Here is a 13,584-nt window from a genome sequence, read left to right on the forward strand (position 1 = left end):
TGAATTTTCATAACGCTTCATCATCCTTAACGGTAGAAGCGCCCACCTTAGTTTGTTGAAAACACAAAGTGTGCCAATGAAAAAAGGCCATCCGTTATGGATGGCCTTTTCAATCTATTCATTTGAACCTACTTGCGGATCACAAAGACCACGCGTCGGTTCTGTGCTTTACTCAAGTCCGTAGGACGAGTATTCGCAGGATCAGTATTCTCTTTTGTGAGTGTAATCAAACGACTTTCTGAAATGCCTTTCGATACGAGGTAGCGAACGGCTTGCTCAGCGCGTTGTTTACCAAGATCGCGGTAACGTACGTTGATTTTCGCTTCATCAAACTCATCGTTATCACAGTGTCCGATCACCTCTAGTTTCCAATCTGGGTTATCGTTTAGGATGCGAACCATTTCATCAAGTGTCTTCATTCCAGCAGAAGTCAATGACTTCTTCATAGAAGCGTAGTACACAGCTGAAACACTTACGATTTCAGAATCAGACATGTTTTCGTCAATCACGGTAGAAGAACCGTAGATCAAATCTGGTGCACGGTCAGCAGCAGGATCACATGAACACTGAGACTTCGCTTCGATAGGGTATACCTTGACATCGTCAATGTAGTAGTACGCATCGTAAGTCTGAACCCCAGTCACATCACGAGGACGCTTCATCTTAGGAAGCTCAAGGTCTTGATCAGATCCGAAACAACCGATCATCATATACTCTTCTTGGCCCGTTCCAACGAACACCCCACAGATCGTTTCCCATCCGTCTTGTACAGTGATTGGCTTATTTGAACGGTGCTTAATGTGAATGTCGTTCAAGTCACGCACCATTGCCCCTGTATTCGGCTGAATCGTCTTGCGGTCAACGAATGCCGCTCCGATGTAGTTCGCGCCGTACTTCGAAAGGTCAGCAAGTGACACTTTGAATTCAACACAGTACATCTGGTTCTTTTCAAGATCATCTTTCAGCTCCACTGCGATGTACGAACGTGTTTTCTTCTTGTCTTTTGTGTAGGCACGGAAACCAGCGTATAGATCCCCGCTTGCCGCTTCTTGATTACCAAAAGAGTTCTCAGGAATGCTCACCTTCTCAGAACGGATACCAGCAGCAAAAAGATCTGCAGGTGCCTTCGTTGCACTGTACCAGTTGTCGCACAAGTCGTCTAGCATACCGTAAGACTTCAGTGGTTTTGTGTTTGCCGACTCAAAATCTCCGTTCGGAACTAGGTTGATGTCTTCCTCTTCATCTTGAGCGATCATAGCTACAGAAGCAGCAATCATCGCGAACAAGAGTAGCATTCGCTTCATATTCATGATTGTTAGTATTCTTTGATTGTTTGAATAAAGGTCCTCACTCTCTCCGGGTCTATGTCAGGATAGACACCGTGGCCCAAGTTAGCAATATGCCTGTGGCCGCCAAAACGGCGCAGCATCTCTTTTGTATGTTCAATCACCTGATCGTGTGTACCATAAAGCGTACTTGGATCGAGATTTCCTTGTAGTGTCTTCGTATCTCCAACGATTTCACGAGCGCGTTCAGGAGCGATATTCCAATCTAAACCGAGCGTTTCACAGTTCAGTGTCGCCAGGTCTTCGAAGAAGTGTCCGCCGCCCTTGGCGAATACCGTTACCGGTACTTCCGTGATGGCATCACAGATACGTTTCATGTAAGGCATGGCGAACTTGTTGTAGAGCTCTTTACTCAAGACACCTGCCCAACTGTCAAAGACTTGTACTAAGTCTGCCCCGGCAGCAACCTGCGCTTTGAGGTAGACGATAGTAGCCTCCGTGATCTGTTCAAGCAAGGTCCGTGCCAAGACCTCATCTTCCCATAGCAAACGACGTGCTTTAGCCCATGCTTTGGTCCCCTTTCCTTCGATCATATAACAAAGGATAGTCCACGGTGCGCCTGCGAATCCGATCAATGGCACACGCCCGTCAAGTTCCTTTTTCGTGATCTTGATCGCGTCAAGCACGTAACCCAAATGTTCCTCTGGTTCCACCAAATGGAGACGATTGAGGTCATTTCGGGAATTAATTACTTCAGGAAAACGCGGTCCTACCTTCTCTACCAACTCATAGGGCAAGCCCATCGCCTCAGGAATCACAAGGATATCAGAGAAGATAATGGCAGCATCTACACCAAGCAGATCTACTGGCTGGATGGTAACTTCTGCAGCACGCTCTGGTGTTTCCACCAACTCTTTAAAGCCACTTAAGCTCTCGCGGACAGCACGATATTCTGGGAGGATTCTTCCCGCTTGGCGCATAAGCCAAACAGGTGTGCGCTCGGTTTTTTCACCCCGAGCTGCACGAAGAAGCAGGTCATTCTTCAATTGCATGGGTGCAAAAGTACGGTTTCACTTAATTCATTAGCTCCTGAATGAGCTGTCGATGTAGATCTAACATTGGCATCGTACCACCGGCCATTCCTTTGACCACCTTGTCATACTTACGTAAGACACTGATATTCTGCATGGTCTTGAGCTCTGGAATATTCGCCGCAGCCGCGCGATAACTGTCAACTACGTGCCAGGGTAGCTTCATTTTCCTGGCCACATTGTTGTTCGACTTATCTCTTTCTCCGTGATAGATCATCAACTTCGAATAGAAAGAGAATAGAAAGCCTAAGGTCATGTAAATCGGGTGTTCCTTTTGGTTCGCCGCGAAATAATTCATGATTTGATTCGCCTTCACATGATCAGCTGAAGCAATAGCCGTCTGCAATTCGAACACATTGTAGTCTTTCGAAATACCGATGTACTTCTCCACGTGTGCCGCAGTGATGGTCTCCGTATCTCCTACCGTGAATTGCAGCTTTTCGATGGCATGCATCACTTTTGACAGGTCACTACCCAAATACTCAGAAAGAATAAAGGCCACCTCCTGAGAGATGTTGATTCCTTTCTGATTTCCTTGAGCTACGATCCATCCTGGAAGGCGATCTTGAGAAATCTTCTCGGCTTGGAACACTTCTCCTACGGCAGCCAAGGCCTTGAATACTTTGGTGTTCCCTGCTAGCTTCTTGTACTTATGCGCAAAGACCAACACCGTGGTTGGTGTCGCATTTTCGCAATACTTCTGGAGGTAATCTCGGTCAGCTTCACGACGCCAACCATCTAAATCTTGCGCCTCCTTGACAATCACCAATTGGCGTTCAGCCATCATGGGGAATCGTTGCGAAGCAGATACTACTTGTTCAATGGAACTGTCTTTCCCGTAGAAGATCGACATGTTGAAATCGCGCTCGTGTTCTTCGAGCGTATACTTTTCAAAATCAGATACCAGCTCATCGATAAACCACGCTTCGTCTCCTTGAAGAAGGTAGACGGGTTTGAAGTCGCGACTTTGAATCGCACTGCGTAAGTCTTCGAAAGATGTACCTGATTTTTTCGCCATGATCTAGTCCCAACGGAGGTGTCGGATCGATCGCCCTTCATTCTGCAATTCAGCTAAGGCCTCGATTCCGATTTTCAGGTGCAAATCAACGAAATTCCGTGTGATCTTGGCATCGCTTTCTTCAGTTTTTACACCGTCTGGAACCATCGGCTGGTCGCTCACCAACAACAGCGCTCCGATGGGAATTTTATTAGCGAAACCGACTGAAAACAAGGTCGCTGTTTCCATATCAATCGCCGTAGCACGAATACCTCTCAAGTATTCCTTAAAATCTTCATCGTGCTCCCAAACGCGACGGTTGGTGGTGTATACGGTTCCCGTCCAGTAATCAATGTTATGGTCGCGAACGGTAGAAGAAATGGCACGCTGAAGCGCGAAACTAGGTAGTGCCGGCACTTCTGGTGGGAAGTAGTCATCTGAGGCTCCTTCCCCGCGAATACCGGCAATCGGAAGAATAATATCACCAAGCTTGTTCTTGCGTTTCAATCCACCACACTTTCCAAGGAAGAGTACTGCCTTTGGTGTGATTGCCGAAAGAAGATCCATAATCGTAGCGGCATTGGCACTTCCCATTCCGAAGTTGATAAGCGTGACGTTTTCCGAGGTAGCATTCGGCATCGAACGATCACGTCCGTTGACCTCTACTCCCTTCCACTCCGCAAACTTCGTTACGTAGTTATCGAAATTGGTCAGTAGAATGTACTCACCAAAATCTTCCAATTCCATTCCGGTATACCGCGGTAACCAGTTCTCTACAATCTCTTTCTTCGACTCCATAGTTTGAATTATACCTTTGTGATGTGCAGGAATTGAATCTCCCTCCTCACCCATTCAAACTTAAGCGGGTAGAAGGGCAAACACAAATATTTGACACCTTTCGCAAGAAATGGCTCGTGTTGACCCCTGAAGAATGGGTCAGACAGCACTTTGCCATGTACCTCTGCGCCTTCGGTTATCCTGCCGGACTTATTAGTCTAGAACGTTTGGTGAAGATCAATGGTATGTCAAAGCGTGCTGATATTGTTGTTTTTGATCCACAAGGGAACCCCTTCCTCCTTGTTGAGTGCAAGGCTCCTAGCATTTCGATTACCCAGGATACCATCGATCAAGCAGCTCGCTATAACAGTCAACTTCGCGTCCCTCACATCCTGTTAACCAATGGATTGCAGCACTTTGCCTTGCATACTGACGCTGACGGAGCCATGACTTTTCAAGAAAATATCCCTGTTTATCCTTTTTAAGTCGCTAGCGCGGAACCAATCTCGTACTTTTGCAACGCTAAAATTTTCAGCACCACATGGAACTAAACGATATTCTAGCTATTAGCGGAAAGTCAGGACTCTTCCGCATGATCTCGAATAATGGAGCACGATTGATCGTGGAATCAATGGTAGACGGTAAGAAAATGCCTGTATCTGCTACGCACAAGATCAGTGCCCTCGGCGATATCGCCATCTTCACCATCGAAGAAGATGTACCTCTTGGAGAGGTATTCGACATGATGTACGAGAAAACAGGTGGAGAACAAGGACCATCTCACAAGGATGACCCGAAAGAACTACGCTCATTCCTGAACGAACTCCTCGACGAGTTGGATCACGACCGCGTATACGATAGTGACCTCAAGAAGCTCTTCCAATGGTACAACATCCTCCATGTTAACGGAGCCTTCGAAGAGGAAGAAACAAAAGAAGAGGTAGAGGAAGAATTAAAGGAAGAAGGAAAAGAAGAAGTAGAATCTAAAGGAGAATAAGAGATTGAGATGGATCAAACCATCTTAAAATTCTAATTCTCATTCTAATTCTCACCTTCATTCTCATTCTCATTCTAACTCTAATTCTCACTCTATTATCATGGTTGTAGAAAAAAAGCCACGCCGTTTCATAGCTGAAGACAAAGAGATCAACAGCTGGGACGATCTGAAACCGATCTATGATGAATTGGTTGCTCGTGAACTTCCTTTCCTTGACGACTTGCGTCAATGGTTGGCTGACTTGAGCGAATTCGAGGCCTTCCTCGAAGAGAACGTTGCTTGGAGGTACATCCGAATGACCATTGATACGACGGATGAGGCGGCTTCAAACCGCTACAAAGAGTTTGTGACTGAGATTCAGCCGCACATGGCGCCTTATTCAGATCAGCTGAATAAGAAGATTGCACAGCACCCGATGGCTGATCAATTGGATGGTGAAGCCTTCCGCATCTACTTGCGCGGGATCAACCGTTCGATTGAATTATTTAGAGAAGAGAATATTCCACTGCAGACAAAAGCGCAAGAACTTGCGCAGGAGTATGGCGGTGTATCCGGAGCGATGACCATTGACTGGGAAGGTGAAACACTCACCATGCAGCAAGCAGGTCAGAAGCTTCAAAGTACTGATCGAGAACTCCGCGAAAAAGTATTCAAGACGATGCAAGAGCGTCGTTTAACTGACGTTGACAAGATTGAAGGCATCTTTGACGAGCTTGTGAAGCTGCGTCATGAAATGGCAACCAACGCTGGTTTCGAGAATTACCGCGACTTCAAATTCGCAGCCATGGGGCGTTTTGATTACACCCCACAAGACTGCTTCAACTTCCACGATAGTATCGAGAACGCTTTGATGCCGATCGCTACTTCGATTGTAGAGAAGCGTCGCACTGCGATAGGACTCGACAAGCTACGTCCGTGGGATTTGAGTGTGGATACCGAAGGACGTGCGCCACTCAAGCCATTCAACACGGCAGAAGAATTGATCGATGGTTCGATTGAGATCTTCGAAAAGACTGATCCTTTCTTTGGTGACTGTTTGCGCACCATGAAAGACATGAAATACCTTGACTTGGCTTCCAAGCAAGGAAAAGCTCCTGGTGGTTACAACTACCCGTTGTACGAATCAGGTATCCCATTCATCTTCATGAACGCCGTGGGTACCACACGTGACCTCGTGACTATGATGCACGAAGGTGGACATGCTGTGCATAGCGTACTCACCCATCCAATTGAATTGACTTCATTCAAGGGTTGTCCTTCTGAGGTAGCTGAATTGGCCAGCATGAGCATGGAGTTGATCAGCTTAGATCACTGGAACGTTTTCTTCACAGATAACGATGAACTCGTAAGAGCGAAACGCGAACACCTCGAAGACATCCTCAGCATGTTGCCTTGGATCGCGATGATCGATGCTTTCCAGCACTGGATTTACACGAACCCAGAGCACACGCGCGAAGAGCGTAAAGCAGCATGGATGGATCTTGAAACACGTTTCGGATTCGATGCCATCGATTGGAGTGGCATGGAAGAAGGACGCCACTACCGCTGGCATCGCCAATTGCACTTATTTGAAGTGCCGTTCTACTACATCGAGTACGGTATGGCTCAATTGGGTGCGATTGCTGTCTGGAGAAACTACAAGGAGGATCCAACCAAAGCACTCAACCAATTCAAAGCAGCGCTTGAACTAGGCTACACGCGTACAATTGGTGACATCTACGCTACCGCGGGAATCAAATTTGATTTCTCTGTGGATTACATCAAAGAATTGGCGGCCTTCGTTCAAGGCGAGCTAGCGAAACTAGCTTAAGCCTGCTGCACGACGGAGACGATCCATCACCGCCCTTCCTAAACCTGATTCGTCGATCGATTCGATCGCGATGTGTTGTACCCCGCGCTGATCAAGTTGACGCAACAAGGCAAAGATATTCTGTGCATAGGCCTCGGCACCGCTCAATTGAATGTGCGGGTTGCCCAATTCTTGCGGGCCGATATACACGGCTTGCTTTTCCTCTAGCCACGTTCGCAATTCCGCGCTAGCGAAATCAGAAATCAAGCTCACATTCGCATTCGGACTATAATGACGGTAGCGAGTACCCGGAGAATGCGCCGCATTTTCATTCGAAGTCTTGAGGTTGGGAAGATGTGTCTTCAGCTGTTCAGCGCTGATTCCTCCATGACGAAGGATGGCTGGGGCACCATGGGCTAGGTCAAGCACGGTAGATTCAAGTCCGATGTAAGTGGGTCCGCCATCAATAACCCCTGCGATTCGTCCATTCAAATCTTCCAACACATGCTCCGCTGTCGTCGGACTAGGCTTCCCGCTCAAGTTCGCACTCGGCGCCGCCAATGGACAGCCCGCCGCCTGAATCAAAGCCAAAGCAATCGGATGATCTGGAACACGAATTGCTACCGTATCCAGTCCTCCCGTGCTTTCGTCAGGAATGATATCCTTCTTCTTCAAGACAACCGTCAAAGGACCAGGCCAGAACGCCTTCGCCAGGGCGTACACTTCATCAGGCACCTCAGCAGCGTAATTAGCCACCTCATCAACATTAGCAACGTGCAAGATTAAAGGATTGTCAGAAGGCCTTCCTTTCGCAGCATAGATCTTTTCCGCGCTAGCGCTAGAAAGCGCATTGCCCCCTAAACCATACACCGTCTCCGTCGGAAACGACACCAGCTCTCCGGCTTTAATCAGCGCAGCTGCTTGATCAATCTGGACTTGATCGATATTGGAGGGGGTGATATGGAAGGTTTGCGTTTGCACAGGGTTCGCGAAGATAGTTCGAATTCAAAAGTCAAGCGTCAACTGCCCTCCACTCGCTTCCCCTTTCGTATTTAGATTAGAAAGGGTCACCCCCAACAAGCGAAAAGCCTGTTCCCTCGGGTGTTCGCGAAGAAGTTCTATGGCCACCTCTTGCAAAGTCTGTTGATCGTTGGTGAACTCTTCAAGGCTGCGACTTCTCGTGTGAGTCGTAAAGTCACTGTAGCGCAATTTGATGGAGATGGTTCGCCCTTTGTACTCCCCTTTCGCAGCGCGTCGTGACACCTCTTCAGCGATTTTTAAAATGGCCTCTTCCTGTTCGCTGAGTTCAGCGATGTCTTCACCAAAGGTGCGTTCGGCGCCTACTGACTTTCGCACGCGGTGAGCTTTGACCGGACGATCATCAATGCCTCGACAAATGTTGTGGTAATAGCCTCCGCTTTTCCCGAAAATCTGGACCAACGCCGGACGACTAAACCGTCTTAGATCTTCGCCCTTATTGATGCCCATACGCTTGAGCTTTTCTGCCGTTACCTTCCCTACGCCAAAGAACTTTTCGATGGGAAGCTCTGCCGTAAAGCGATCTACATCATCAGGCGCAACTAGCGTGATACCATTCGGCTTATTGATATCTGTCGCCACCTTGGCGATGAACTTGTTGATGGAGATTCCCGCGCTAGCGGTCAAATTGGTCTCTTCGAAAATGGCTTGGCGAATTTCTTCTGCAATCAGGGTGGCTGATGGCAGCCCCGGCTTGTTTTGGGTCACATCCAGAAAAGCTTCATCCAAGGCCAATGGCTCAACGAGATCCGTGTAGCGATGAAATATCTCTCGGATCTGCATCGACACCTCTTTGTACACCTCAAAACGAGGGCGAACGAAAATAAGATCTGGACATTTACGCGCAGCCAAGGCAGAAGGCATGGCTGATCTCACGCCGTACTGACGTGCTTCGTAACTCGCAGCAGCAACGACGCCTCTTGAACGAGAGCCGCCTACAGCCACAGGCTTTCCCTTAAGATCGGGATTATCGCGTTGCTCCACGGATGCGTAAAATGCATCCATGTCAACATGGATCACCTTACGCATCTGAGGAGTGTTATTCTTGGGTTTAGCTAAACTTTGGAGAGACGATCAGGTCTTTTGTCCCGTGTCCCCATGAGTAGAATCCTTCGCCGCTCTTCACACCGAGGTTTCCAGCTGTCACCATGTTCACCAACAATGGGCAAGGTGCGTACTTCGGATTTCCGAATCCGTCGTACAATACATTCATGATGCTCAAACAAACATCCAACCCGATAAAGTCAGCTAGCTGCAATGGTCCCATTGGGTGCGCCATACCGAGCTTCATTACCGTGTCGATTTCCTCAACTCCAGCCACACCTTCGTGTAGGGTGATGATCGCTTCATTGATCATTGGCATCAAGATGCGGTTCGCAACGAAACCAGGGTAATCATTCACCTCAACTGGCACCTTACGAAGATCTTTGCTCAAAGCCATGATCTTCTCTGTCACCTCATCAGAAGTAGCGTATCCGCGAATCACCTCTACCAATTTCATGATTGGCACTGGGTTCATGAAGTGCATTCCAATCACCTTGTCTGGACGTCCAGTAACGGCCGCAATCTTCGTGATAGAAATCGACGAAGTATTGGTGGCTAGGATACATCCTTCTGGTGCATTGGCATCCATGTCTTTGAAGATTTTCAGCTTGAGATCAACGTTTTCCGTTGCTGCTTCTACGATCAGTTCAGCAGAGGCCGCAGCTTCGGCAAGTGAAGTATGTGTGGCGATACGGCCGAGCGTATCGTTCTTATCAGCTTCTGTAATTCTCTCTTTCTTGATCATGCGATCAAGGTTCTTCGTGATGGTCGCCAATCCGCGATCCAGTGCTTCTTGAGAGATGTCAACCAGGTTTACGTTGAACCCACTTTGAGCAAAGACATGAGCGATTCCATTCCCCATGGTACCTGCTCCGATGACAGTAATATTCTTCATTGAATCTTGATTCTAAATTGAAATGCGCTGCAAGATCGTAAGAACTGATCTTCAAGCAAAACGAAAAGGGCGGTCCAAGACCACCCTCTCGTTAGAAAATCAACCCGCTTTCCACATGACCCCAGTTTAAGAAGAGTATGTGATGGGCGAGGTTGGCTGCACGTTTACTTCGATTCAAGCTTGAGTTCCCATAATTCGGTACTACCGTCATCGTAGGTTTCAGTGAATTCGAACCATAGCTCAGAATTGGTCAGACGTTTGATTTCCAGGTCTACACGGTCACCGTCATCAAAAGTGAGCTCTACTTCCTCTTTATTGTTGCTGAATGACCATTCACCTTGAGGTGCATAGGTGTCGAATCCCTCAATTTGCAGAGAGTAACGGAACTCTTCATCGTCTTTGAATTCCCATTCCCATCGGTTCACGTCGGCAGTGTAATCTGTTCCTTCGATTTCTAACTCCTCAAGCTGCCACTCGCCAACGAGACGCGCTTTCTTTGAACGAAGTGAGATTCCGGGTCCGTCTTCGTATTTCCCACATGATGTGAGAGCAAAAGCGGCAGCCAACGACATAAGTGTGATTGTTCTAACAATAGTTTTCATGATGAATGTATTTAGTGTTGAATGATGATCTGTTGAGTGATAATTTGATTTTCTACGCTAGCGCGGAATAGGTAGACCCCAGAAGGCAGGCCTGATGTATCAATGCTTCTTGCTGTTGCATTCACGGGAACATCAACCGTTCTTCCTTGAAGGTCAAGCAAGAAAATCTGTTCTGGCTGCACCCCATTCGCGAAGGAGAAACGCACGGTTTCATTCGCCGGATTTGGCCACAGATTCACTTGAATCACCGCTTCGTCTTCTACCGAAACGATCACGTCTTGTGCTGTTTCCACAGCCAATTGCGCATTGACCATTCCGTAGCCGAAAAGCTGATCCCAACCGGCATCCCCAAAATCGAAAGCCGTACTCGCCAAGATGTTTCGTACATCAAGGTTCGATAGACTTGGGTTGATCGCTAAAATCAATCCAGCCAACCCCGCCACGTGCGGACAAGCCATTGAGGTTCCTTGAAGCCCCACGTAGTCATTGTTTGGGTAGGTGGAGAGGATGGTCCAACCAGTTTGGTCATCTCCTCCGGGTGCACACACTTCTTGCTGTGCACCGAACTGTGAGTAATATGCGAGGTAGAGGTTTTGTCCGTCGGTTCCAATTGAACCTACCGCTGTACAAGCTTCGTAAGCAGCAGGAAAAGCGATGACACCGGTACCATCATTACCCGATGCCACCGCAAGGAACTTTCCCTGGTTCCATGCATAAGCACAAGCGTTTTCCAAAGCCGCGCTTCCAGCAGCAGAACCCAAGCTCATGTTGATCACGCCAATGCGATCGCTATCGGCCATGTCGTAGATCGCATCAACAATAGCAGCGTCGCTAAAGAAAGGTGTTTGCGGAGTGTAGCTTCCGTCAGTCACTTTCGCGAAGTAGACTGTATCGTTCACCATACCTGCGATTCCGATGCCGTTATCAATAGTAGCAGCAATCGTACCTGTCACGTGCGTTCCGTGCGTCTGATCATCCCAATCTGGGTAAGGATCAGCGTCGTTAAAACCGTAATCCCAACCATACTGAACTTGGTTCCAGAGGTCTTCGTGGGTGTAATCACAGGCGTCGTCAATCACTCCAATGACATTCCAAGATCCTCCTGTTGTCGTGTTCCATGCCTCATCAGCGTAGATGCTGTATGGTCCCCATTGGTTTCCCCAGTACGGGTCATTTGGTGTGAAGAAGTTCGTATAGAATACACTTGGCTCCGCGAACAGAATCCCTTCCACTTCTAGGGCGTTGTATACCATTGAAAGGATGTCTTCTTTCGTTCCGCCTTCGATCTCAAATACGTAGTAGTTCGAAACCGACTTGTTCATGCTGCTTCGGAATACCTTATCTAGACCGTTGGCTTCGAGGTATTCTTTGATCGCTGGAGAGTTGGTGTCCAATCCGATTTCCAACTCGATCCAAAGGCGCTCTGTGTTGACATGCTCCCAGTAACGATCGTTGTCTTTGTTCTCAATCGCATACCAACGGATACCTGGATCAAGAAAGCTGAAGTCGAAGATTTCACCTTGATGATCTTGCGATGGCTTTGGACGCTCCAGTTGATTTGGGTTCGTTGGCATCTCCTTAGAGAGGTTACGATCGAATCGACTGCGCTTATCTTCTTGTGCTTGTGATACTACCGCAGAAAGCATCAAGCAAGTGCTGAGTGTGAGTGTAAGTAGCGTTCTCATGTCTGTGCTTATTTACCGTGAATGATGAGGCTGAATCCGCGGTCTGATAGGTTTCCGCTAGCGTCGTAAGTACGAACTGTCACCTGTGACGGTGCCGAAGAGAATGTTGGGATTGCGAATCCTGGTGCGAGATCATTGTTCACTGTACAAACCACTGCTGGGTTCGTAGCTACACCAAATAGACCAGGCTGAAGAGTGATCACGTAAACTCCAGTCGATACCTTCGAAACAGTCGTTACGTTAAACCCGTCAAAAGCCAAGTTGGGGTTCCCGAGAATCGGCACATTCACCCACGCTTTCGCAAGCTCTTCTTCTTCCGCGCTAGCGCCATCAGCTTCAGGAAGCTCAACAGAATTACCACCGCTAATAGAAAGTGTAGAACCATTCAGTGTGAGCGTTTGGATCTCGTTGTTCGGATCCGCGTCAGCGTCGTCAGTGTTTTCTACTTCTTTCGCATACAGCGCGTAGGGTACAGAGTGAAGTACTGAAGTACCCATCTCTACGTAATCAGTTCCACCAGTAACATCAACTGAGACAACCAATGTTGCCGTTCCGATGGACCAATCGATATTATCAAATTCATCTTCTGTGTCTCCCTCTCCCACTGCGAAAGAAGCTAGTCCGTAGGCATTGGTTTGCACGTCCTGCGTCTCCTCGTACCACGTGTTTCCATCCATGTGTACTTCGAGGTAGAACGAAACGTTTTGGTCAGAAACAACGCTGCCATCAGCGGTACGTACAACCGTTTGATATTTGAAAGACTCTGGAGTCTGAGCATTCACTGTGAAAATGGCACAGAGAATGGCGAAAAGGGTTAGTGATAGTGATTTCATGATATTCAGTTTGGGTGATTAGTTGATCTTTTGAATTTGTTCTGTGGCCACCTTGCCTTCTGACACGAGGCGCACCACGTAGCTCCCTGAAGGGAGGTGTGAAATGTCGAATCGCTGGTAATCGCTATTCACGATTTCATTCATCAGCAATTGTCCACTCAGGTTAAATAGTTGGAGTTCTGCAGTACCGATCTCTACTTGAAGGTTCAGTTCACCTTGTGTAGGATTTGGCCATACTTTCATTGTGGTAATCCACTGCTCATCTACCGAGATGATGATCTCAGCATCTACAGGCTGTTGAAAGCCTTGTGTAAGGTGCGTTTCTGAAGCAGTGAATGTTTCGGTAACCGGTTCACCAATCGTAGTACTGAAGGTGTAGGTTCCCATGTCGAAATAGTCGCCCGCCGTAGCGATAACTTCCTGACCAGAAACCTGGGTCAGAAAGGCGACAAATAAGAGCGTTAGGAGTGACTTCATGATGTGTTTGTTTTACATCACAAAGCTGCGTCAGTAAAGGGCGCTAAACATCAGGTGAAGTCTTCGTTCAGAG

At 47.8% G+C, this 13,584-nt stretch carries 14 protein-coding genes; 3 read left to right on the top strand and 11 right to left on the bottom strand.

Features of this window, described 5'->3' with window-relative positions:
• Positions 1-128: 128 nt before the first annotated feature.
• The 4 genes from RA156_RS10005 to RA156_RS10020 are packed head-to-tail and all read right to left on the bottom strand — an operon-like array spanning position 129 to position 4,172.
• Positions 129-1,304 carry an OmpA family protein gene (locus tag RA156_RS10005; protein WP_306639843.1) on the bottom strand — a complete coding sequence of 392 codons (1,176 nt, stop codon included), beginning with the start codon at positions 1,302-1,304 and terminating at the stop codon, positions 129-131.
• 11 nt (positions 1,305-1,315) lie between these two features.
• Entirely contained in the window at positions 1,316-2,338 is a 1,023-nt protein-coding gene (gene hemE / locus RA156_RS10010; protein ID WP_306639844.1) for a uroporphyrinogen decarboxylase, read from the bottom strand.
• 22 nt (positions 2,339-2,360) lie between these two features.
• Positions 2,361-3,395: a DNA polymerase III subunit delta gene (gene holA, locus RA156_RS10015; RefSeq protein WP_306639846.1), complete on the bottom strand. Its 1,035-nt coding sequence runs from the start codon at positions 3,393-3,395 to the stop codon at positions 2,361-2,363.
• Between the two features lie 3 nt (positions 3,396-3,398).
• The gene (locus RA156_RS10020) at positions 3,399-4,172 is read right to left on the bottom strand and encodes an AMP nucleosidase (protein WP_306639848.1); all 774 of its coding nucleotides are present in this window, start codon (positions 4,170-4,172) and stop codon (positions 3,399-3,401) included.
• Between the two features lie 23 nt (positions 4,173-4,195).
• Here RA156_RS10020 and RA156_RS10025 point away from each other — a divergent pair, with 23 nt between their 5' ends.
• From RA156_RS10025 to RA156_RS10035, 3 genes are all read left to right on the top strand, one after another.
• Entirely contained in the window at positions 4,196-4,636 is a 441-nt protein-coding gene (locus RA156_RS10025; RefSeq protein WP_306639849.1) for a type I restriction enzyme HsdR N-terminal domain-containing protein, read from the top strand.
• 56 nt (positions 4,637-4,692) lie between these two features.
• Positions 4,693-5,148 carry a DUF5606 family protein gene (locus RA156_RS10030; protein ID WP_306639850.1) on the top strand — a complete coding sequence of 152 codons (456 nt, stop codon included), beginning with the start codon at positions 4,693-4,695 and terminating at the stop codon, positions 5,146-5,148.
• A gap of 100 nt (positions 5,149-5,248) precedes the next feature.
• Positions 5,249-6,958 carry a M3 family oligoendopeptidase gene (locus tag RA156_RS10035; RefSeq protein ID WP_306639851.1) on the top strand — a complete coding sequence of 570 codons (1,710 nt, stop codon included), beginning with the start codon at positions 5,249-5,251 and terminating at the stop codon, positions 6,956-6,958.
• Here RA156_RS10035 and RA156_RS10040 read toward each other — a convergent pair.
• The 7 genes from RA156_RS10040 to RA156_RS10070 all read right to left on the bottom strand — a co-directional run bounded on the left by RA156_RS10040 (position 6,950) and on the right by RA156_RS10070 (position 13,511).
• Complete coding sequence (locus RA156_RS10040; RefSeq protein ID WP_306639853.1) at positions 6,950-7,918, bottom strand: L-threonylcarbamoyladenylate synthase; 969 nt, start codon at positions 7,916-7,918, stop codon at positions 6,950-6,952. The genes RA156_RS10035 and RA156_RS10040 overlap by 9 nt on opposite strands.
• A 24-nt stretch (positions 7,919-7,942) precedes the next feature.
• Positions 7,943-9,004 (bottom strand): DNA polymerase IV, encoded by a 1,062-nt coding sequence (gene dinB, locus RA156_RS10045; protein WP_306639855.1) that lies wholly within the window; start codon positions 9,002-9,004, stop codon positions 7,943-7,945.
• A gap of 22 nt (positions 9,005-9,026) precedes the next feature.
• Positions 9,027-9,914 (bottom strand): 3-hydroxybutyryl-CoA dehydrogenase, encoded by an 888-nt coding sequence (locus RA156_RS10050; protein WP_306639857.1) that lies wholly within the window; start codon positions 9,912-9,914, stop codon positions 9,027-9,029.
• Between the two features lie 164 nt (positions 9,915-10,078).
• Positions 10,079-10,516 (bottom strand): lipocalin-like domain-containing protein, encoded by a 438-nt coding sequence (locus RA156_RS10055; protein ID WP_306639859.1) that lies wholly within the window; start codon positions 10,514-10,516, stop codon positions 10,079-10,081.
• An 11-nt stretch (positions 10,517-10,527) separates the two neighbouring features.
• Positions 10,528-12,201 (bottom strand): S8 family peptidase, encoded by a 1,674-nt coding sequence (locus tag RA156_RS10060; RefSeq protein ID WP_306639860.1) that lies wholly within the window; start codon positions 12,199-12,201, stop codon positions 10,528-10,530.
• A gap of 8 nt (positions 12,202-12,209) precedes the next feature.
• The gene (locus RA156_RS10065; protein WP_306639862.1) at positions 12,210-13,034 is read right to left on the bottom strand and encodes a hypothetical protein; all 825 of its coding nucleotides are present in this window, start codon (positions 13,032-13,034) and stop codon (positions 12,210-12,212) included.
• Positions 13,035-13,052: 18 nt separating this feature from the next.
• Positions 13,053-13,511 (bottom strand): T9SS type A sorting domain-containing protein, encoded by a 459-nt coding sequence (locus tag RA156_RS10070; protein ID WP_306639863.1) that lies wholly within the window; start codon positions 13,509-13,511, stop codon positions 13,053-13,055.
• Positions 13,512-13,584 lie beyond the last annotated feature (73 nt).

The organism is Sanyastnella coralliicola (genome assembly GCF_030845195.1).
GTDB classification, from domain to species: domain Bacteria; phylum Bacteroidota; class Bacteroidia; order Flavobacteriales_D; family Sanyastnellaceae; genus Sanyastnella; species Sanyastnella coralliicola.